The organism is Flavobacterium columnare NBRC 100251 = ATCC 23463, from assembly GCF_002530675.1.
Lineage (GTDB): Bacteria > Bacteroidota > Bacteroidia > Flavobacteriales > Flavobacteriaceae > Flavobacterium > Flavobacterium columnare.
The window spans coordinates 1-22,706 of record NZ_PCMX01000039.1; the positions used below are offsets into that span (position 1 = coordinate 1).

Consider the following 22,706-nt stretch of genomic DNA (forward strand, 5'->3'; position numbering starts at 1 on the left):
TTGTATTTTTCTCTGTACTGGTCCCATAAACCATACGGTATGCCTTTTTGTGCTATTTCTGCTTTGATACTATCGGGAACGGTTATTTTATATAAATCATCTAGAAATTTTTGTTGACTTTCTGTTTTATCTACAAAACCTAAAAAATCATTCTTATCCACAAAGGTTTCTTTGGCTTGCAAACGACAAATTTCGACACGATTATTACTTCCTGATAACCAAACCACTATACATCCACCTGGAGCTGCTCCTACGGTTAGAACATCATACGTTTCATGGACGATATCTCCCTTATGTGTCATACGATCATATCCTTTTTTAAATTCTGCTAAAATTTTATCAGCGGGTAGTGCTGCCTCTACTTTATAAAACTTTTTTTCGGCATAAGCTACATAAGTAAGATTTAAATAATACGGAATAGAACTACCTCCCATACCGCCTTGTTTTCCTTCTCCTTCCCAACCGCCTTCATTGGTTCCTGATCGAGGCATTCCGCAAATAAGTTTTTTGTTTTGATCTAACAAATACCCTATATGTACTTCCGTAGGATATTCTTTGGGTGAAGTAACCCCTACTCCGTAAGAAAAATTCTCTTGTGTTTTTTTATCGTGTGTTTTATTTGTGTGTTTGCATCCTCCTAATGGTAGGATAAACAAAAGGATGAGGAGTTTTTTTAGTTTAGTATCCATTTCTTTTACTCTTTGAACTTATTATCGTACCTTTTTACTTCACAAAACTTAAAAACATGTATTTCTTATCCTCCCCAAACACCTACTACTTTGTATTTTGTAAGGGGGATTTCTTCTGTTGTACATTTTACTGAAATTTTCATATCGTCGTACATAAAGGTTGGTTTTATAATTATATCTATGGGGGTTTCAGGATATTTTTTCTTTAATTTATCAAATACTTGTAGCATTTCTCGATCATTGAAAATGATTTCGGTAAAATATTTTTTAAAATAAAGATTTGCATTATACGGAATAGAAGTTTTTCTATATTGTGCTACTTCTTGGGGATTATAGGGAACAAAATTAGACTCGCCATTATAATTAATTACGTAATAACCTGTAAGAAAATCTTTTTCATCATAGGATTTAAGTACAAAACGGTACTTGTATTTTTCTCTGTACTGGTCCCACAAACCATACGGTATGCCTTTTTGTGTTATTTCTGCTTTGATACTATCGGGAACGGTTATTTTATATAAATCATCTAGAAATTTTTGTTGACTTTCTGTTTTATCTACAAAACCTAAAAAATCATTCTTATCCACAAAGGTTTCTTTGGCTTGCAAACGACAAATTTCAGTACGATGATGATTACCCGATAACCAAACCACTATACATCCGCCTGGGGCTGCTCCTACAGTTAGAACATCATACGTACTAGGTTCCATTTTATAACGTTCTTCCCCATCTATAATTTCTTTTTGGTTGCTTTCTATTAAAAAACCCTTTTTAAATTCTGCTAAAATTTTATCAGCGGGTAGTGCTGCCTCTACTTTATAAAACTTTTTTTCGGCATAAGCTACATAAGTAAGATTTAAATAATACGGAATAGAACTCCCCCCCATACCGCCTTGTTTTCCTTTATAAGTCCAACCGCCTCCATTGGTTCCTGATCGAGGCATTCCGCAAATAAGTTTTTTGTTTTGATCTAACAAATACCCTATATGTACTTCCGTAGGATATTCTTTGGGTGAAGTAACCCCTACTCCGTAAGAAAAATTCTCTTGTATCATTTTATCGTGTGTTTTATTTGTGTGTTTGCATCCTCCTAATGGTAGGATAAACAAAAGGATGAGGAGCTTTTTTAGTTTAGTATACATTTCTTTTTCTTTTACCATTTACTATATTCGGGTAATCTTTTTCTACCAAAAGATCTATGCCTGAACTACCATAAGTAGCGTTCCAGTGCAAATAGTGGTTGCGTAGGAATCTAATATCTTTATTTATTTCTTCTTCTTTTTGTTTTTCGCGTTCTTCACGCTCTTTATTCACACTTGCCTTAGAGGCATCTGTTTTATATATTGTAGCGGGTTCTTTGTATTCTATAAACCCAAAAGGCATCCCCCCATTAAACGTATAATCTTCTAGCTTTTTTTTGATCCGTTCTAAAAAGGCTATATTTCCAACTATATGATTTCCTAAAGTATGTGCTTTGGGATCATTGTAGGTGTTTTCGTAAAATCTTTTAAAAATTAATAACTTATCTAGCTGAATAGGTACCTTTTTTATACCACAAATTTTTGCCATAATATGCAGAGGGATATAGCTGTACTGATTACTAAGCCATTTTCTGTTGCCCTCTAAATAGCATTTACGTGCATTCGCATTTAAGTCCCATCCATTTTGAAATTTCACAAACAGTTGATCTTCTTTAAACCAACCCTGTCTGATGAGTTCCTCTCTTACTTTTTTTAAAGAAGGAAGATCCCATTCTACCGCAATTCTTTTAGGATTATCTGGTTTACCATCTTCATAAGCGCCTCCTACATCGCAATGTACTCCAGGGTAGATGAGCTCTATTCCTCCTTTTTTGCCACTTTCAGGATGGGTTTTAGCAACGGAAGAAATATCTGCTAAACTAAAATTAGCACGATGCTCATCTGCTGCTACCATGTGTACAACATAATCTGCTTTGTTTACACTATCCAATCCTAGGTCTTTTATATCATTATCCTGAAATAGCCCATGATGCGAAACGGTGTCATAAATACCTACAAAACGAACGTTAACTTGTGTTTGTGCATCTAAAATCCCGTTTTCTTGAAGCAACTGCCCTAGGAGTCCAAAATGAGGCATGGTTTTGTATTTATAAGAAACAGGCAATTGATTCTTTTGCAAGTCTAATACAATCGAGTCACGCTCCTTTTTTTTGTACACAATAGGATTGTAGGGAGGATGTGTAACTATGTGTACAAAATGCCGTGCGGCAGCGGCACCACGACTAAAACCAAATACGTCAAAAGTTATAGTACCAATATATTCCTTTTGTTTGGATATATTTTTTAATTCTTTTACAACGTCTAAAATGGCTTTTTTTACATTATCCATAATACCTGAACTGCCCATACCAAAAGCGGGACCTTCTATGAGGTCGTTGTCTTTATAATCCTCTGGCCGCAAGGTTTGCCCTTGGTTTTTAGGAGCTGTATTGGTACCTATACCGCTTATATAAATTGGATATATTTTTTCTATTTCATTAGGTTCATAATTTTTATACAATATAGCGGGATTGGAGAGGTCGTTTTCATAACTACTTTGCATTTCATCAGGATCGCCGTGGTCTTGATAAATATCTACAGCTCGAGATTGGCTTACACCTAAACCACTGGTATTGATTACTTTTTTTCCTTCTGCATACTGTCTTAGTTCGGTATCATACATATTGTTTAGGGTACCATCTAAAAAAACACCAAAGGTAAAATGTACGGCTTTCTTTCTTTGTTTTGCTTTGTTTTCTACTTGGCCTATTTTCGCAGGATTATTGCCTGCATAGGGTTGTATCATTTGTGTGAGTTCATTATTTACCTTTATTTGTATTTGGTCTTTTATCTGGTTTAACTTATTGTAATAGTGTATTTGTGCGTAAAACAAGTGTACTTCATCATTTACATAATCACTGTTATTGAGTTTTTTTTGGTAAAGACTCATATTGGCAAGGTCTAGGTAAGCGTAGCCGTTCTTTGTGACGCCTTTAGTGTAGTATTTTCCCATATTCCGAGAGCTATCTCCATGACCGTCTAGGTATTCATCTTCAAAAATCGTTATTTTAAGGATGTCCCCTTGGGGAATATTTTTGGTTTTTATTACTAAGGTGACTTTGTCTAGATAAGCCACTTCTCTATGATCTATTTTTTCTCCATTTACATCTCTCCAATAAAGGTCGAGTATTTCGGGTTTTCCTGCTAGGGGTTGTATTTCAATTGCTATATCTTCTATTTTATTGGTTTCAGGATTTCTTACTTTGGCAATTAGTGTAAAGGTATTTCCAACTGTATTAATTCCAAACTTAAAAATCCCAGTTCCATTTTCGGTAAGCAATTTAGCATTGTTATATACTTGCCAAAGAATTACAAATGTTGTTCCTCCGTCATTATCAACTACTGTATAGCTGTAATTTTTGTTTGTATATGGTCTTATATCACCTATTATTTTCATCTTTTTGTTCTTATAGGGTTACAAACGTATCATCATTTTCTATAGCGTCTGTTTCTTCTTCTAAAAAATCTATAAAAGGACATAGCTCTGCTATTATTTCGGGTTTTGCATTTTTTATATTTTGTTGAGATACTTCAGCTGTTTGTCCGTGATTTGTAATGGTTATACAATCTTTTCCTCCTATAGGACAGGTGGCTTTGTTGTCTTCTAACAAAGCGTGTCCTTTGTTAATATCTAATGTAATTTTTTTGTAATAACCACTCCATTCTGTTATTGTGGCCTGACAAGGGTTGTTATTCATCTTTGAGCAAGATCCAAAGGTATTTTTTTCAAAGGTTTTACCAATATCTTTATGGGTTGCCATTCGTTTTTGAGTTCCTTTATGATCGTTAATATAATGTTTATCTTGGGTCAGTACTTTTAATTTATCGGGTGCTGTTCCAAAATTACATTTGCATACGGCTCCTTGGCAAACAAGATGTTTTTCGCTCATAAGATTGTATATTTAGTTGTTTAAATTTGTTCATAACATTCAAAGCTAATTTTTCGGATGGTATTATTGAGTTCTAAATCCACTGTTCCAAAAATGGAGAAGACACTGTTATCTTGTGCATTAAGCGTGTAAACAAATGCAAAATCTCCTTTTACTTTTTCCCCTATAAGTTCTGGATCATGAATGGTTTTTCCGTTTTCTATTTCAGTTGCAAACCTATTGTCTATACAATGCCCTTTTGCGTGAATTATAAATTTGTTTGTTTCTGAAAGAGTTTCTTCTATTTGAAGGGTGATTTCATACAAGACTTTTGGTTTTTTAGGAAAAATGGGTAGGGACAAATTGAAAGTATATGTTTTTTGATCATTAAACGTCTCGTATAATGAAACAAAGTACAGAACAAAAAACCAACTATCTAAGATCCCTCGTTGTGTTTGTCCTCGGTATTGTAATTGATGATTTATTTTGTTAAATAAATTTTCTGCGACGCTGCCTTTGTAATAGTTTTCTAATTGTATTTTTTTTGTTTTCCACCTTTTTTGTATTTCAGGAAAATTAGCAATGATTTTTAGTTTAGCATTGTTGTATAGTTCGAGTTCTAATGGATAAAAAACGTTTCCTATTTCATCTGCTATTTGTTCTATTATAAGATCTGGTCTTTGGTAATTAATATAAAGGGGGTATCTCTTTATAACTATGTTGTTTAGGGTGTTTTTCTGAAGTTTAATTTGATAATGAAGAAAACTTATTTCTTCATCATTTGTTGTTATACGCTGTATGATTCCATATTTTTTGTTAAATGATGGGGGTACATACAGCGTATTGATTGCTTTATAAAAAGGTTTGCTTCTTTGTTTTTTAGCATAAAAATCAATAGTTGTTCCTGGAATAGGAATACAAATATTTTCTACATGGGGTTGTATATCAGATTCTATTAAATCCTCTACTGGGCAATATATATTATGGAACCATCTAAGTTCTTCGGGTAATAAATTGAATGTATTAGCTAATTCTTTTAATCGAATACTGTTGGGTTTAATTTTATAAATCTGATATTTTTCTTTCATTTTATTAGCTTATGGTTTCCATTTGATCGGCTTCTTTTTTATTATTTTTGCCAATTCTTTTATCGTCCTTTTCTCTATCGTATTGATATTCTAGATCATCATTATCATTGTCTTTACTATTTTCATCTAATACAATTTCATCCGTTCTCATACAAACAATAACGGCATTTTCGGTAATTGTATTCATATAAAGTGTTTGAGTAGGATCTATATATTTAGCAGATTCATACCATTTTGTTTGAAAAAAGAATACCCAGCTGTACAATCCGTTTTGGTCTTGAATTGCAATAGGTTCGTCTTCATGTTTCGCATTATAGTCTAAGACAAAGTTGTAAAACAAGCGTCCAAAATCTAATCTTGTAGGTCCTTTTGCTCTGTATTGTCTGTATTTTTCATCTCCATTATCTTTTTTAATTAAAAAAGTAATTACCACTAAATCCCTCATTTCAGAATCACTTACACCTGCTATTTCTATGTAATTAGCAGGAAACTGCCATGTTTTATATACTTTAGCGGGTATAATCATTCCTATATTAAATGTATCGTAAATTAGTTGAGGGATAAAAAATAGAATAAAATGAGTAGACATTAGGTACAATAAATCGGGCCCGTTTAAGAATGTATGAGTTATGGCAAAGCTAAAAAAGGAATAAACAACGGTTATGAGTATAAAGAAGTAGACAAACCAAACTTCGCTTTTTTCAAATTTATTGAAATAGTTTTTATACAAATAGACTTGTAAGATTCCCAATAACAATGAGGATACTTGATAAAATACAAAGCAATTCATAGCATTATTACTTAATAAATTATTGAATCCTAGGAAAGTAATTATAACGTATAGTAAAGCAACTGATAATTCATAAATTATAAATTTATTTTTATATTTTTCTTTAAAACCTGGTGTTTTTTGAATAAAAATCATGGTTAATATTGTACAAACGGCTATTGCAATTATAATAGCCGACAGCAGTTTTAGTTCGATAAGATTGATAAAGTATTTTCTCATTTGTTAAATAATTGTGTTGTATCCTAGAATTGTGTTTTTATTGGTAAATTCAAAATTTTGTTGGTCGTTAGGAATAAGTATATTCGTTTGAAGATCTGTTTCCATAGGAAAAAAATAGTCATAATAGAGATCTAAGAAGTTTTTTATTTTACCGTCCAAAATATAATCTAAAAAGGAGGAGTTCTTAAGGGGGCCTATCTGTACTTCTAAGTGTAAGGAATAATCATCATATTCCATACCTGATATAAAATCTATTCCTAGTTGAGCTTCCCCTAATGATATCGCTAGTTTTTCATCTGAATACTGTTGTGATCCTTTATTTATTATAGAAACTTTTTCATCAAGAAAAAACGATAATAATTCAGTAGCTAAACTTATGTTTCCAACTATTTGATAAGTATAGGGTAAAAAATGTATTAATTTGGAAGCTAAACGATGCGGTATTTCTTTGCTAATCCCCCAAAATTCATAGAATAATTCGGAAACCGATGGGTTGTTTAATTCCGTAAGAAAATGGGTTTCAAAATCTTCCAGAGATACACCATGTGCAAAAAACTCATTTTCGAAGGGTTGAAAAAAAACGCGTGCAGCCTTTTCTTCTCTTTTTTGAGTTTGGTATTCACTAATCATCTTGTTGACCCCTTTATCAGGATATTCATTTTTAGATTGATGAAATACGCCTTCTGGAAGCAAGTCATAAAGACTATCTCTTGATAAAGTAAAATTTAAATATTCTTTTTTATCTAAATTAAAGTCTTTTATATCAACCTCTAGTATATCTCTTCTGTAGGTCCTAGAAAATTGACTTTCCTTTTGAACAATGAATTCATTATCTGTGATAATTTTATTATTTAATAAATCATTCACTATTACTTCGGCTCGTATATCTGATTTAATATTTCTAATTAAACGCAAGATTTCATTTAAATGGGTCATACAGCTTACTTTTTTGATTTAGCTAATCTTCCAGCAGACACAAATCTTAACTGAAAATATTTGTCATTAAAATTATAAATATCAAGCCCTTCAGCCGTACAAGCTATAATTCTATCGTTTTTCAAATAAATCCCTACGTCTGAAATAGGATGGTCTTTATCATATCTAAAAAATATTAAATCGCCTTCTTGGAGGTATGTTCTCCCTGTAAAAAGTTGTATTAACTTAGATCTAAACATGCCCGCAGGATCTTTAGGCAGCACTTCATTATAAACTTCACTATAAAGAGTTTGTGCAAAAAAGGAACAATCTGCCCCTTCTTTTAGATCCAGAACTCCTTTTTTGTAAGGGGTTCCTACCCATTTATCTACATAAGAATACAGTTCATAATTTTTAATTTCCTTAGGCATTACTCCTAAAATTATGGAATATTTTTCCTTTAGTTTTAAATCTTCGTCTTTTAAATTATCCTCATTATCATCGATAACGACTTCATTTCTTAGCTTACTTAATTCACTTTTTTTTTGTTTTATAACTTCTTGAAAAGAATATTGATAAGGAACATATTTTAAGTACTGCCTTGAAGAACACGAACACAAAAGAGACGCAATCAATAGGGTTTTAATATTTTTGATAATTTTCATCAGATCTTTTTCACAAAAATAAAAATTTTTAAATAAAAAAACTATATTTGTAACAGGTTGTTCAAACAAATATTTATTCCTAATCAGAGTGAAACGATTTTTTAACAAATTTAATTATTTAACCAAAATAGATGTAAGAATCTTTTTAGGTTTTGGACTTTTAATCCTTTTAGGCTTTGGAATATTCCTTTTTAAATATTCTCGTCATATAGATTGTAACAATGGTAACTTTTTAATTACAGCTGACGAATTCAAACCTAATGAGGTGGTTGAGTTTTTTGACAACACCAAAGGTGCTTCAAGTTGGGAGTGGGATTTTGGAGATAGTACAGTTGTCGATAACCGACAAAGAACATTTCATAAATACAAAAAAGAAGGAGATTATGTCGTTAAACTAATCGTGAACGGAAGTTGTTACTATGAAAAATTAATACGAATAACAAACGTTGGACAACAAACAGGGTATCTCCCCTTAATAAAAGCTCCAAATGTAGCTTTCTTGGGAGAAGTTGTTCGCTTTAGTGCTGAAAAAAACGGAGGAGAATCTTGGGAATGGAGTTTTGGGGAAACTACATCGTTAGATGCCGTAGGACAAAATGTGTCCTACAAATTCAAAACAACTGGAGAAAAGAAAATAACCTTAATCGTTAATGGAGACTTAGAGCACATTGCCACTAAAATAATCTATGTTGCTCCAAAAGTTATTGTTGCTAAACAGAAAATAGATATGGAAACCTATGAATATGAAAAGCCCCATTCTACCTTTTCTCTTCCTCGAGGAATGGCTAAAAAAGACCCTCTAGAAGATATGTTAGGATACATTCCTGTATCTCCAAAACATGATACTCATAAAGAATCAACCGAAAAAACAAAAACAACCGAAATATCTAACGAACAATTTCAACTATTACTAAAACAAGTAGCAGCTCAAGTAAAAACCAAAGACGATTTTAAAGAGTATTTGTGTGGCAATTTTGAAATCCCTGTTGTTGTAAATGATGATAACGTAATGTCTTTTTCAGAATTATGTAAATCTATTTCTGGAAAACAGATTAAAATAACATTCCTACAATTAAATAGAAATGAAAATAATAACTGCATTCAGAACATTAATATCAAATACAAAACCAAAAAATGGATGATTTGGGTAAAAGAATAGAATAATTTATTTTTAATACTAGACAAACTAAAAATGAATCAAGAAATTACATACAATACAGAGGTTAATAAAGCTATAGATATTGCACAAAAAATAGGTAGAGACAATTTAAATTCACATTTTAACGGAGCTCACTTACTGAAAGCAATCCTTAACAGAGATTTATCATTATTAAAACAATTAGAATCTCAAGGAATTGATGTTTACTACATTGAGGAATGGGCAGAAGTTAAGATTGAAGAATCTCCAAAGTCTACAAACAAATATTTTTGCGAACCCGATGAAATCATAGACGAAATCTTTGCAGAGGCAGATTCTATAAGAGACGAATTAAAAGAAGACGAAATAACATTATTACACGTAATGTCTGCTATCTGTACTCCTGGAGTTGCTTTTAGTTTCGAAAAAATGAAATCGTTCCCTATAACAAGAAACGACTTGCTAAAAGATACTTTTAAAAGTACAGCAAAAAACACTCCATCTATCAATAAAAATGGGTTTTTACAAAAATACTGTATAGATAAAAATCAACAAATAAAAACAAAAAACAAAAAAGAACTACTAATAGGTAGAGATTTAGAAATAAACAGTATTACCGAGATACTTTGTAGATACAGCAAACAAAATGTAATTATCTTAGGGGATTCTGGCATTGGAAAGACCTCCTTAATAGAAGGTTTTGTTCAAAAAGTTTTACTCAATCAAATACCTGACTTGCTATCTCAAATAGAAATTTTCGAACTTGATATGGGAGCCTTAGTTGCAGGAGCATCCTATAAAGGAGAAATAGAAGACCGAATAAAAAATATTGCTCAAGAACTTAAGCATATTCCTAAATCTATTTTGATAATAGAAGAATTCCACTCGCTTTTTGGAGGCAATGGTTCCGATACAAACATAGTAAATTTACTAAAAAGTGAATTGTCCAAAGGTCTTACGATCCTAGCTACCTCAACAATAGAAGAGTACACCAAAAAAATCGAAAAAGAACAAGCCTTATCGGGAATGTTCGAACTCATTAAATTGGAGGAAAAAGAGGACGAAACCCATTTTAGAATGTTGAAACAAACATTGCAAGATTATCAAAAACATCATGGAATAACAATAGATGATGCTACTATAAAGGAAGCAATCCGATTTTCAAAACGATATATGAAAGAAAAAAGTCTACCAGCTTCTGCAATAGACTTAATAGATCATACCATGTCCGTACTAAAAACGACGGGAGATACTTTTATAAACGAAAGAGAACATTTACTTAATGAAATTAAAAATATTGAAGAAAATATTGGAGAAATAGACGAAGATGAATTAATGTTAAAATCAGAATGGTTTTTAAATGATTTGTTCAACAAAACAAGCTTTCTTTATACCACTTCAAATCATGACATTAACATTAAAAATTTGCACTTTGAAGGAATTTCAGAAATCTTAAATTTCTGTCGAAAATATATCGAAACACTTGAAAAAATAGCTAATGAAAAAAGAACGCATATTACAGAACTTGATTTAGCCTTAATCATCTCGCAAAAAACAAATATTCCAATAGGAAAATTAAAAAATGAAGAAAAACAAAAACTAAATGACATGGAAAAAATTCTTGCCCAAAGAGTTGTTGGACAAGATCATGCAATTAGTATTGTTTCAGAAGCTATATTAGAATCCCGTTCGGGCTTAAGCAAAGCGGGACAACCTATTGGTTCATTCTTTTTCTTGGGACCAACAGGAACAGGAAAAACAGAATTAGCAAAATCATTAGCCGAGTTTCTTTTTCAAGATGAAAATGCCATCATTCGTTTTGATATGTCAGAATTTAAAGAAGAACATTCCGCAGCATTACTTTATGGTGCCCCTCCAGGGTATGTTGGTTATGAAGAAGGAGGATTATTGGTAAATAAAATCAGGCAAAAACCTTATTCCATCGTCTTATTTGATGAAATAGAAAAAGCCCATAGTTCCGTTTTTGATGTCTTTCTTCAACTAATGGATGAAGGAAAGTTACACGATAGATTAGGAAAAGAAGGTGATTTTTCCAACGCTATTATCCTATTTACGTCTAACATTGGATCAGATTTTATTGTAGAATCCTTTGAAAAAGATGAAATACCTACCAATGCAAAACTACTTGAAATCATGAGCAGGTATTTCAGACCCGAATTCTTAGGTCGATTAACAGAATCGATTCCTTTTAGACCTATAAGTAAAGGGAACGCATTAAAAATATTTGAAATCCATTTAAAAAAGGAATTAATAGATTTAGCAAAAAGCATCCATATTAATTTAGTCGTAAGTCAAGAAGTTAAAGAATTTCTTGCTGAACAAGGGTACGATGCAAAATACGGAGCACGTCCGCTAAAAGGAATCATAAGAGGAAAACTCAGAAGACCTTTAGCCAAAAAAATAGTTGCAATGGAATACAATGAAGGCGACACCGTAAAAGTTTCTCTAAAAAATGGAGAATTATGTTGGGAAAAAATCAAATTAAATATAGAGTTAAACTAATAAATTAAGTATTATGTTATCAAATCATGGAATTGGTGGTAATGAAGTACCATTAGACGCAAACGAAGCAATAAGCGAAATCCCTCAAAACAGAACAATTATTGCTCAAAAACTAACTGCAGAAAGTCCTGTAAAACCAGAACTAGTAGAAGGATTAACAACCATTGAAAAAGTTTTCGATCATTTTAAACCTGAAATAAAGGTTGATTTTGAAAATTTAGATGGTTCTACTAAAATGGAAAATTTAAACTTTAAAAACCTTGGCGATTTTGGTGTAAAAGGAATTACTCAACAAAGTAACTTTTTGACAGGTCTAGAAACAGAAAAAGATCAGTATCAAAAAATTATTAAACAACTTAAGAGTAATAAAATTCTAAAAGGTGCATTAGAAGATCCTGATGCAAAAAAAGCATTGTTAGATTCATTACAATCTCTTATTAAAGAACTAGAAGAAAACAAATAAACAAACTACTAATGGCACAAAATAAAGAAAGTCAACACGTTGACAGTACAGTTTTAGAACAAAAGAAGGGACAGGCTAATTTAGAAGGTAGCCTAGAAAAGTTAGCAAAATTCGGTGGTTTTGATCTATTAGAAACAACTATTGAAGGAGCACAAAATTTAAATCCTGATAGAAAAGCAAGAAGAAAAATTTTTCTTTCTGAAAAGGATAAAGAAAAAGAAAGAGAATCTTTAAAGAAAACACTTAAGCTTTGGGCTGATGTTCTTTCGGACGCAACAAGTATAACTGACATGGTTTCTAATTGCGAAGATAAAAGAAAAGAAGCAGAGGATTTATTGAAGAAAAATTTATCAAGAGCCGTAGAAGTCACGAAAGAATTAGAAACTAATTATCGTACAATAGCGCTATTTTATAAGAATACAGAAACGGACAAGGTAAAAAATGTTACCATTATTAATTCTGATTTAGAACAATTAAAAGATTTAGATAATACTCGATTTATAGACACAATTCATGCAGAATTAGTGAATAACTATGATCGTTTAGATCTAAAAAACAACTATGGTATTTTAGTAATCCCAGGGTATTTAGGTTCTAATAAAGTCGTTGAAAAATGGGCTAAAATTGCGCATGAAAACAAAGTTATGTTAGTCACAGACTTTGAACATTTAGACGAACCAGATGACGTTATGGAAATGTTTGACCAAGCTTATCTAACAGGAGGCGAAGTGTATCGTTCAAATGTATTAATGACTTGTAACTGGCTTGTTGGTAGAGGGCGATTTGAAGAAATTCAAGAAACAGAAGACCTATACGTTGCTCCTTCAGCTGCCTTAGCTGGAAAAGTATACAAAACATTAATGTCTCAGGTAACAGCTGGTAAAAAGTACGGAGGAATTAACGAAGTAGATGGCGTAAAATTTGACCTAAAAAAGAGTGAAATTGCTAATTTAGAAAGCCTTGGATTAATTCCTATGGTAAACGAATACGGAAAAGTTATGGCGTTTTCTGCTAAGACTCTTTTCAACGGTGATAATTTAGGTTTACAAACCTATTCTGTTGTTAGGGTTTTTGATTATGTTACAAAAGTATTAATGGATTTCTTAAACAGAAGAGCTTTTGAAAACTTTACAGCTGTAACTCGTAAAGAAATCATGGGACAAATCGTTCGCTTCTTAGATTCAATAAGTGGTCCTGGAAAACTAATTGAAAATTTTGAAGTAAAAAGATTTGAACAAGATCCTATACAAAAAGATAGAATTCATTTAGATATTCACATGAAACCGTATTTCCCTGCTAAAAACTTCCTCATTAAAATGGATGGACACAAAGGAGATGATGGAAATGAATGGGATACTGAGTACGAACAAAAATAAGAATTAACAAACAACCGTTTCTAAAAGAAACGGTTGTTTTATAAGTTAATAAAAAACACTTCTTAACATCTATTTAGCTCATATACAGCAACATAAATAGCCAAAAGTCTTCTTATTAGCTTCTATTTGTATTTTTTGAATTAACTCAACAAAGTTTTTAATTTAAAAAAATCAAAAACACAAAAATAATGATAGAAAAACTAAATTATTTCCCTGTCAATTGGATTGACGGAATGAAAATAAACAAAAACCATTTTAATTCAATTCAAAACTTCATTAATGATTCCATAAAAGATGCTGTGGGTTTGCATACCTCTTTAATATCTTATGGACTATTGCCTTCTAATAATCCTATCAAACTAAACCTAATGGTTGATAGCCATAAATCATTAAGAGTACAAGTTCAAGAATGCCATGCCATAACACCTAATGGTTCTAGAATTGAAATAGATGATAGAAGCGAAACAGTTAATACAAATTCCACCTACCTAGAAGCCTCCTACGAAATCAAAGGCGATGAGAGCTTAAAATTATGGGTTTGTATCTCTGTCAATTACTTTAAAAGAATACCTTTTGGTGACTCTGATCCCGAAGAAAACCCTCCAAGATATCCTTTTACAAAACCTGAATATTTATTAAGTCTTATTCCTGAAAATGAATTGGTAAATGAAACTGGTTTAGGAGGAAACTTTTTAATAATAGGAAAAGTACTCGTAAACTCATACGAATCAAAAATAGATAATGCTTATATTCCACCATCAGTATATGTAGGAAGTCACAAACGACTACAAGAATTGTATGACGAAATCAATCGTTTTTATGGACAAATAGAAATATTTTCTATACAAATTGCTCAAAAGATTAATTCTAAAAAACAAGCAAATGAATTAGCTCTAATGATGCTATTAGTAACCGATAAAATATTAGACTATTTAGGTGTAGAAATCAACAAAATCAGATGGTTAGGAATACACAAAGCACCTTCTGAAATGCTTCTTTCTGTTATTGGGTTAGCAAGAACACTTAAAAACTTATTTGATTCAAAGTCTGGAGCAGGAAAAGAGGAATTACTAAATTATTTTGCAGATTGGTGTAATGTTAATCAAGGGACTTTCGAAAACATTTTCTTAGAATTGATAAATAACAATTACAATCACAATCAAATTGATATAAGCGTCTCAAAAATTCACAAATTTATGGATGTATTCGAAAATCTCTTATCTTCTCTAAGTCGATTAGATTACATAGGTAAAAAACGAGATGGAAGTATTTTCGTATCTGAAATTACAGACGAAAGAGACAGCCTTTTATATGGAAAAAGAAGTAAAAGTTTTTTAGCAGATTAAACCATGGAAATACTTAATAAAAAAGAACGTTCTAAAGCGTTTGTATCTTTTGTATTGTTTTTTGTAATAAGTGTAACTGTCTTTATGTCAGCGCTCTTATTTAATACTTATTTCCCTTTTAGAGAAAACGAATTATTAAAAACAGAAAACTTTAAATTGAAAAAAGAAATTGAAATTCAAAACAAATTTTCTTTTCAACTTGAAAAAGTCAAAACTACTGTAGACTCTATTAATGCACCAGGTCAGAATGATTTCTTCAATGAAAAATTAGCTCTTTCATTGTTAGCAGAAATGTATAATCAACTGCCTAAGGATACATTAAAGAACAAAATAATGTATAACAATACAATTATTGCTTTCAAAGATCTAATTGACGCAAAAAAACAAGTAAAACAATTAGCAACCAACCACAAACTGATGGATAGTTTGAGCACTATAAATAAAACGCTAAAAGATGAATACGATAAAATGAAACGCGATTTAGAAGTTTGTAGACAAATCTATCAACAAGCAGAATAACACTTAAAAACATAATCATGAATAGTATAAAGAAGTTATTTCTATGTTTTTACATGATAAGCTTTTATTGTGTTGCTCAAAAAAATGTAAAAAACACAGTAATAGATAGTTGTCAAATTACTCAAACCAGACAAAAACTAGATGGTCGTTTTTTTGCTAGTCCTAATCCTATACTCTTTATAGTAAATAACAGTAATGGCATATTTACTACATTACAATTAGGAAAACGCAAACGCAAAATATTTATGTACTTTAAAATACATGACAATAGTGTATGTATTGAAGAAAAAAAGATTTTCGATTTCAATTTCAAAAATGGGGATGTGATACACTTAGGAAATCATTTCCCCATAAATTGTGATGGTATTTTTATTCATCAACTAAACAGAAGGACTTTTAAGAAATTAATAAGCCTAGAGTTAAGTAGCATAAAAATCTTTACTGTTCATAAAAATTATGAAATTTTAATAAACAAATCTCAAAATGCAGAGATTATAAAAAATTTAATTTGTTTAAAAACCTATAAAATAAAGAAATAATGAGTCCAATACCAGAACTTAATTTATCTTTAGGAATGACTGACAATCCAGGTTCCCCTTTTTATGGTGGAAAAGGAGAAATGGGACAAGTTTCAAAAACAGATTCAGGACTTCGAACACATAAAATTTCTTTAACAATATCCGATTTAGAAATTGGAAAAATCACCTTAACAATCAACAAACAAAACGTAGAAATACCTACTTATAAAATGATTGTTAGCGATGATAAAACAAATGAAACCACGGTTTATCAAGTAACAAGAGACATCTTTAGCTTTGTGAAAAAAAACACAAAAAAAGGGTTCTTATCATTTTTTGGTTTTAAAAACTTTGACAAAAGTTCATTTCTCTATGAAAACATTCCTTACGAACCTATAGATGAAATAGAAACACTTCATATTTCAAAATATCGAAACATTTCACACGATAGTTTAATTTATCAATTCAACAATCCTGAAAAAGTATATCTCTTTTCAGGGAATATTAATGAAATTACAATTCCAGAAAACAACCCCTATTTTATTATTATAGATAATAATGATGGCAAAAGTTTCATTGGTGATATCCTTTATAGAGAAAAATTCCTCAAATTAACTCCTAGAGTTGAATTAAAAATAATTAAAAGAAACAAATTGCCAAAAAAAATGGAAGTAAACGAAAATGGAAGTATTCAAAAATTAATTTATCTATAACAATGATTAGAGGTTCTTATTTTAAAATACCTATTGACTTTGACGCAATAATAAAAAAACAAGATGCTATAAATATTAGCATTGATACGTCAATAGCCCAACACATTTTTCTAATAGCAACTACTTCTTTTGGAGAGTGCAAATTTAATGATGACTACGGAACCGAAATATGGGAAATGGACTTTGATATTTTAAAAAGTGACAATATATTAAAAGAAACCATTACAAATACTTTAAAGAAAGCCATCGCAACTTACGAAAAAAGGCTTTCCTTAGAAGATGTTACCGTAGTCATATCTGACAAAAACATTGGAAATATTAGTCGAAAAAGAATCAAAAAATGTGTTTCTTTTAGTGTTAAAGGACAAGTTTTTGAAACCAATAGACCTTTTTTATTCCAAAGCTCGTTTTTTGTCGGCCCCTTATCCTATTAATCCCTCTTTTCATCATCTAAAATAAATTCCTATGAATCAAGAACGCATAAAAGATCGTATTTTAAGAAAAGCATCTAGACTATGGGGCTTTAATGAATTACAAACAGAATCATCATTTGACCCTATCATTGGATTATTACTAACTGCTTGTGCTTCAGAATTAGAAAAATTAAATACTGATTTAGAAGATTCTAGGTCAAGAATAATTGAAAGAGTATTAGACCTCATGTTTCCAGAAGAAGTATCAGGGGTAACTCCGTCCAGTGCTGTTGTTCAGTTATTTCCTACAGAAAACAACGTAAAAATATCAAAATACAATCAGTTTAAAGGAACTAAAAAAATTACCAATATTTATAATCCTACTGAAGTTTTACATAAAGATGTCTTTTTTGGCCCTACAATAGAAACCACACTAACTACAGCTAAAGTAGAATATTTAGCGTATGGAAACTCTTTAAAAAAAATTGATAATTTCTTTTTTAACGATATTATTAGTACCTCCAATAATTTTATTCCTAAAGGAGAATTATGGATAGGACTAAAGTGTTCTGATACCGAAAACATCATAAATCCAACGTTTTATATCAACATTAATAACAGTTATCAAAAAGATTTATTCTTCTACTATTTACGACAAGCTAAAATATACTTTGGAAATCAAGAATTCACTTTTAATGAAGGGTATAATGCTGCGGAAGAAAACTTTAATTTTGAAAATATTGTTAGTAAAAATTACTCCAATCTAGATCAAATAAACAATAGGGTTAATAGTTTTTATTTGCCCAACTTTTTTACCCTAAGCGGCACTATTAATCATGCTGAAAAAACAGATTCAGACACCTTGTTTCAACACTATTTTCTAGATCATAAATTAGAAGACGATAAGTCTATTATATGGCTACGAGTTGAATTAACCGAAACAATAGGAAATGATGTTCTAGAAAATGTATCTGTAAATCTGAACTGTTTACCCGTAGTAAACAAAAGGATTTCAAGAGCATCTCATAGAGTTACAGGAGCTCTAAACATAGTTCCTATAGATTCCGATGAATTTTTCTTAGACCTAGATTATGTTTCAAATGACGAAGGCTATCGTTACGATTTAAGAAATTACAATGATAATAAATCCGGAACCGTTACACTCAGACACGGAGGCGTTTCTCGTTTTGACCAAAGAAGAGCATCTGATCTCTTACAACAACTCCTAGAACTTATTAAAGATGAAACCGCTTCTTTTATGAGCATAGGAAACGATGCAACCAGAGAAACTCTAAAACAAATTAACCAAAATGTTGCCGCTTTGTATCAACTATCCAAAGAAAAAGATTTTGAAAAACCCAATAATCCCTACCTAACCGTTAATGCTACATCTAAAGACGAAGCTGGTTTCTTTTGTAATATAGCCTTTTGGACAACTTTAGGAGATGAGGCAAATGATATCAAAATTGGTACCGTTTTATCCTTAGAAGAAGCAGGAACTATGCTCTTAGAAAAAAACATCATGTTAGTAACTCCAACCGTTGGTGGAAGAAAAGGACTGTCTACTAAAGATAAAATACTCGAATACAGAAACTCCTTACTAACCCGAGGAAGAATTGTAACAATAGCTGACATTAAAGCCTATGGACTAAACCACTTTAAAAATACAATTACAAAAATTGAAGTAAAAAAAGGAACTAAAAAAGAAAGCTCTACAAAAGAAGGTTTTGCCAGAACAATAGATATCTATCTATATAAAAACACAGAAATAACCGAAATAATGAAAGAATCTGAATGGCACTATTTATGCGATAGCTTTTTAATTAATCTTAAAAAAGCATCCTCAAATGTATACCCTTATACCCTAAACACCATCTAAATTAATTCATGAGTTTTACTTGGCGCACATATAAAGTCAAAAAAGACGACACTTTACAATCAGTGGCAAAGGAATTGGGTATTAGCATAGAAACTCTAAAATGGCATCATAATAACTATTGTCCTCATGAAGACCTATTAAAAAATGACATTACACATCAAAAAGAGCTTATAATACCCGATGATCCTAAAGACACAAAAACAGGCACAAACACCAATGCCCTAAAAAAACAAAAAAATATAGTTTTTTCCTCTAACAACGGATTGTTTTATAATCCTACCAAAACCTCATGTAGATATGGTGTAATGATTACAATAATAAATGAGGAAGAACAAAATGAAATAAAATATGAAGCCTCTGTAAAATGGATTCAAAAATTTGAAGACTGTCATATTTTTGAAATAAATCATATCTCAAAACCTTTTATCAATCAAGAAGAGATACACAATATAGCCGACACTCTTGCCTACGAAACATCCAAAGTCCTCTATCCTATGCACCTCATGATAGACGAAAAAGGAAATTGGGAACAAGTGGCAAAATACACTGCTTATCCTAAACGTTGGGAGATCGTAAAAAACGAGATTCTTCAAAACTTTGAAGGAGAAACCGTAGAAAAATATTTTCAAGAAATTGAAAAAGTTCTCGAAAATCCAGAAAAAATTAATACCTATATGTTAGAGGATTACTTCCTACGAACACTCTTCTTAGGTTATTGTTTTGAATATGAAAAAAATTTCAAAACAGAAAGGTACATTACATTTCCTATTACAAACCATCATACAGAGCCTTCTTATAAAATACAAGCTGAAATAGATCCTTATCTAAATGAGTATAACTTTATAAATATTACCTTTCAAGGAATACTACATGATTCACGTACAAAAGCTGATTTTATAAACGAAAATCACTACCCTTCTGAAGAAAATCAAGAAAATGAAAAAGCTACAGGTGAATTTTTTCTCAAAGCTCTTTTAGATCCTAATAGTTCCGTACCTGATTCTATTTATTTAGAATGCAGTATTTCATTAGATAAAACAAAAAAAATATCCGTTCTTATATCCGATATTTCAAATAAAGAAATACCTTATGTTCACAAAAGTTCTAACTTATTAGTAGACGAAAAAACAACAAACAACAAGAAAAAAGGATTTTGGGGAAATCTTTTTAAATAAAACAAACTAAACAACAAAACTATGTCAGAAAAACATGCTGTCGTGCAAGGTGCCGTATGCCAATGCCAGTTTGGGCAAAAAACAGATAAAATAAAAGTCCTTTCGCATAAAAAAGAATATGCTAACGACCCCGAGGGGACCCAAAAACTCATTGTAACAACTCTAGAAGTGGGCAGCACCACTTTAGAAAACAATACTTTTGGAAACTGCCCTAAAATGGGCAATCCTCCCCCTCCTTGCAAACCTGTTATTACAGAATGGAAAGATTTTTATAAAAAAGTAACCCTTAGCAATGGAGGAAACCTTATTTTAGAAAATAGCAAAGCCGTATGTGCCATAGCGGGAACCCCTTGTATTAAAATTATAGACCATGGACAACGCACCAATGCCTGCCCACAAAATTTTAAAAACGCCAATATAGATATTCTCAGACAGATTAATCCCTTGGTAAATCACTTAAAAATGTATAAAAAAAGTGCCCAACACCTAGAAATAGAAACAACACACCAAACTCCTAAAAACAATACCTAAACCATGGCAGGAGGAATAAAAAAAATACATTACGCTAAAGGGCCCATTTTTAAAGAAAAATCAATTCCAAACGAAATGGTAGTTATTGCCCCTGATGATTTTATCTTATTTTCTATAGAATGGTTAGAAACAACCTTAGAAAAAGAAAAACAAAGAAATGTCGTTTGGATATGGCAAGAAGACAATAGAAAAACCATTCTAAAAAAAACCGTCCTTAATAGTGCTATGCTCTACGGTATCAAAATACCCAAGAAGCTGTGCGGATTTACTTATTTTCTTGAAGCCAGTTTATCAGGTAATAGGAACTATTCTAAAAAAAATTACACAGGTCTTTACATCAGAGGATACTGCCCCCCTCGTATAACTGCCAGTAAATGGGCTGTAAGTAGCGATGGTACTCCAGCAGGCAAACAAAAACAATTTGCTTATGGCGAACGAGTGTACCTAAATTTAGATACAGAAGGTATAAACGGTTACAAAAATCTTACGATAGAACTATATGCTCATAAAACACTTGCCCCTGACCCCTTGACAAGAACCATTGTAGGTGTTGATGTAACAGATGGCGAAATAAACCTTGAAATAAACAATACTCTTATATGGTATGGCAAACATTTGTTTCCCAAAGAAGTCATGGAATTTTATGTAAAAGTAAAATTGCCAAATGGCAAGTACATAGAAGATTATAACGGCGATATTATACATGCCCGATACCTACGTATAAAACCCCAACAGGTTTTTCAAATGCCTGAACCCCCTAAAAACAGCACCGCTCTAAAAGTAGGAAATAATAAAACCAGTCTAAAAAACTACCACCCTTGCAAACTAAACAAAGTACAACTTACAGAAACAGGAGAACCCTTTTATATTTTTGAAGAAGGCAAAACCCTATTAAAAAAAGAACATGCTACCTTAAAAAGAGTATCCCAAATTGTATACTTTGATTATGATCAGTATCATTTGCGAGACGATGCTAGAAAAACACTAGACATACTCCTAGATTTCTTGCTTTACAACCCTTTTTTAAACATGATGCTAGAGGGGCACGCAGACGATAGAGGAAACCTAGACTACAACCAATCCCTATCCGAAAAAAGAGCCAATAACGTAAAAAACTATTTGGTACAAAAAGGATTAAAAGATGAACGGATAAAAACACGCGGATTTGGCGAAGCACGCAACGCTATAAAAGCCACTAACGAAACCCAACACTCTAAAAACCGCCGTACCGTTATAGAATTTAATTACAACGAATACGATAGCAATGCCATAGTTTATCAAACCCTAGCAGGAAGCGTATTAAAACCCAAAAACATAACGCTAACCCTAATAGACCATGACACGGTAAAATGTCTGCGTAAGCACGACCCTCATCAAAAAGAAATACAAATACAGAATAATAAAGAAAAAATTCTAATAAAAGACAGTCAAGCCGATATAAAAGTAAAAAGCTCTGTCCCTCCCCATTTTGCCTCTTCCTATTTATTTTATCTAATAGAATATTTAGCCCCTGGTGTTTCTCTAAATCATTCATACTATATTAACTTTCATACCTGCGCCTATTTTGCAGATAAGACTTACCCTAGTTTGCAAATGCTCGTGTATCCTGACCTAGTTTGGATAGCGAACTTGCAATATAATTTTAAGGAAAAAGGCGATTACTTTTTTCACGATAAAAAGTTAGAGTTAGAGCAGGGAATAAAGGCAGTTTTAGACGAATTTAGGAATTCATTAGTAGGTAAAATAATAAGTTATTTACCCACAGGATTCGCACAAGATTTATTGTTTGATTATATA

The 22,706-nt window shown here is 31.5% G+C and carries 21 protein-coding genes; 13 read left to right on the plus strand and 8 right to left on the minus strand.

Translation table 11 applies throughout. The features are described from left to right. The 8 genes from B0A78_RS06345 to B0A78_RS06380 all read right to left on the minus strand — a co-directional run. Positions 1–689, minus strand: a 689-nt coding sequence (locus tag B0A78_RS06345; protein WP_097609478.1) for a DUF2931 family protein, incomplete at its 3' end; no start/stop codon positions are given. Positions 690–754: 65 nt separating this feature from the next. Continuing rightward, positions 755–1,831, minus strand: coding sequence for a DUF2931 family protein (locus tag B0A78_RS06350; RefSeq protein ID WP_097609483.1), 1,077 nt, complete (start codon positions 1,829–1,831; stop codon positions 755–757). Continuing rightward, positions 1,821–4,166 (minus strand): T6SS phospholipase effector Tle1-like catalytic domain-containing protein, encoded by a 2,346-nt coding sequence (locus B0A78_RS06355; RefSeq protein ID WP_097609479.1) that lies wholly within the window; start codon positions 4,164–4,166, stop codon positions 1,821–1,823. The genes B0A78_RS06350 and B0A78_RS06355 overlap by 11 nt, the downstream gene beginning before the upstream one ends. Before the next feature lie 10 nt (positions 4,167–4,176). Next, positions 4,177–4,659 carry a DUF4280 domain-containing protein gene (locus B0A78_RS06360; RefSeq protein ID WP_077225781.1) on the minus strand — a complete coding sequence of 161 codons (483 nt, stop codon included), beginning with the start codon at positions 4,657–4,659 and terminating at the stop codon, positions 4,177–4,179. Between the two features lie 20 nt (positions 4,660–4,679). Further along, positions 4,680–5,726, minus strand: a complete 1,047-nt coding sequence (locus tag B0A78_RS06365; protein WP_097609480.1) for a hypothetical protein — start codon at positions 5,724–5,726, stop codon at positions 4,680–4,682. 4 nt (positions 5,727–5,730) lie between these two features. After that, a complete protein-coding gene (locus B0A78_RS06370) occupies positions 5,731–6,735 on the minus strand; it encodes a TssN family type VI secretion system protein (protein WP_225556536.1) in 1,005 nt (334 codons plus the stop codon). A gap of 3 nt (positions 6,736–6,738) precedes the next feature. Continuing rightward, positions 6,739–7,671 (minus strand): hypothetical protein, encoded by a 933-nt coding sequence (locus B0A78_RS06375; RefSeq protein ID WP_014166035.1) that lies wholly within the window; start codon positions 7,669–7,671, stop codon positions 6,739–6,741. A 5-nt stretch (positions 7,672–7,676) separates the two neighbouring features. After that, complete coding sequence (locus tag B0A78_RS06380) at positions 7,677–8,315, minus strand: C40 family peptidase (protein WP_173668577.1); 639 nt, start codon at positions 8,313–8,315, stop codon at positions 7,677–7,679. 88 nt (positions 8,316–8,403) lie between these two features. On the opposite strand from B0A78_RS06380, the gene B0A78_RS06385 reads away from it, so the two are divergent. From B0A78_RS06385 to B0A78_RS15015, 13 genes are all read left to right on the plus strand, one after another. Then, a complete protein-coding gene (locus B0A78_RS06385) occupies positions 8,404–9,474 on the plus strand; it encodes a PKD domain-containing protein (protein WP_014166033.1) in 1,071 nt (356 codons plus the stop codon). A 33-nt stretch (positions 9,475–9,507) separates the two neighbouring features. Further along, on the plus strand, positions 9,508–11,976 hold the full coding sequence (locus B0A78_RS06390; protein ID WP_097609482.1) for an AAA family ATPase: 2,469 nt from the start codon (positions 9,508–9,510) through the stop codon (positions 11,974–11,976). A gap of 13 nt (positions 11,977–11,989) precedes the next feature. Then, positions 11,990–12,439, plus strand: a complete 450-nt coding sequence (locus tag B0A78_RS06395) for a hypothetical protein (RefSeq protein WP_014166031.1) — start codon at positions 11,990–11,992, stop codon at positions 12,437–12,439. 11 nt (positions 12,440–12,450) lie between these two features. After that, complete coding sequence (locus B0A78_RS06400) at positions 12,451–13,815, plus strand: DUF5458 family protein (protein WP_014166030.1); 1,365 nt, start codon at positions 12,451–12,453, stop codon at positions 13,813–13,815. Between the two features lie 188 nt (positions 13,816–14,003). Further along, positions 14,004–15,161 carry a hypothetical protein gene (locus tag B0A78_RS06405; protein ID WP_014166029.1) on the plus strand — a complete coding sequence of 386 codons (1,158 nt, stop codon included), beginning with the start codon at positions 14,004–14,006 and terminating at the stop codon, positions 15,159–15,161. Positions 15,162–15,164: 3 nt separating this feature from the next. Then, positions 15,165–15,680 carry a type VI secretion system TssO gene (gene tssO, locus B0A78_RS06410; RefSeq protein WP_014166028.1) on the plus strand — a complete coding sequence of 172 codons (516 nt, stop codon included), beginning with the start codon at positions 15,165–15,167 and terminating at the stop codon, positions 15,678–15,680. 17 nt (positions 15,681–15,697) lie between these two features. Continuing rightward, complete coding sequence (locus B0A78_RS06415) at positions 15,698–16,219, plus strand: hypothetical protein (RefSeq protein WP_041253252.1); 522 nt, start codon at positions 15,698–15,700, stop codon at positions 16,217–16,219. Next, positions 16,219–16,911 (plus strand): hypothetical protein, encoded by a 693-nt coding sequence (locus B0A78_RS06420; RefSeq protein ID WP_014166026.1) that lies wholly within the window; start codon positions 16,219–16,221, stop codon positions 16,909–16,911. Before B0A78_RS06415 ends, B0A78_RS06420 begins: the two co-directional genes overlap by 1 nt. Positions 16,912–16,913: 2 nt before the next feature. Further along, positions 16,914–17,345 (plus strand): GPW/gp25 family protein, encoded by a 432-nt coding sequence (locus B0A78_RS06425; RefSeq protein WP_014166025.1) that lies wholly within the window; start codon positions 16,914–16,916, stop codon positions 17,343–17,345. Positions 17,346–17,376: 31 nt separating this feature from the next. Beyond that, complete coding sequence (locus B0A78_RS06430; protein ID WP_014166024.1) at positions 17,377–19,203, plus strand: type VI secretion system baseplate subunit TssF; 1,827 nt, start codon at positions 17,377–17,379, stop codon at positions 19,201–19,203. An 8-nt stretch (positions 19,204–19,211) separates the two neighbouring features. After that, a complete protein-coding gene (locus tag B0A78_RS06435; protein WP_014166023.1) occupies positions 19,212–20,378 on the plus strand; it encodes a LysM peptidoglycan-binding domain-containing protein in 1,167 nt (388 codons plus the stop codon). 21 nt (positions 20,379–20,399) lie between these two features. Further along, complete coding sequence (locus tag B0A78_RS06440; RefSeq protein WP_065212915.1) at positions 20,400–20,909, plus strand: DUF4280 domain-containing protein; 510 nt, start codon at positions 20,400–20,402, stop codon at positions 20,907–20,909. A 3-nt stretch (positions 20,910–20,912) separates the two neighbouring features. Beyond that, positions 20,913–22,706, plus strand: a 1,794-nt coding sequence (locus tag B0A78_RS15015) for an OmpA family protein (protein WP_133065781.1), incomplete at its 3' end; no start/stop codon positions are given.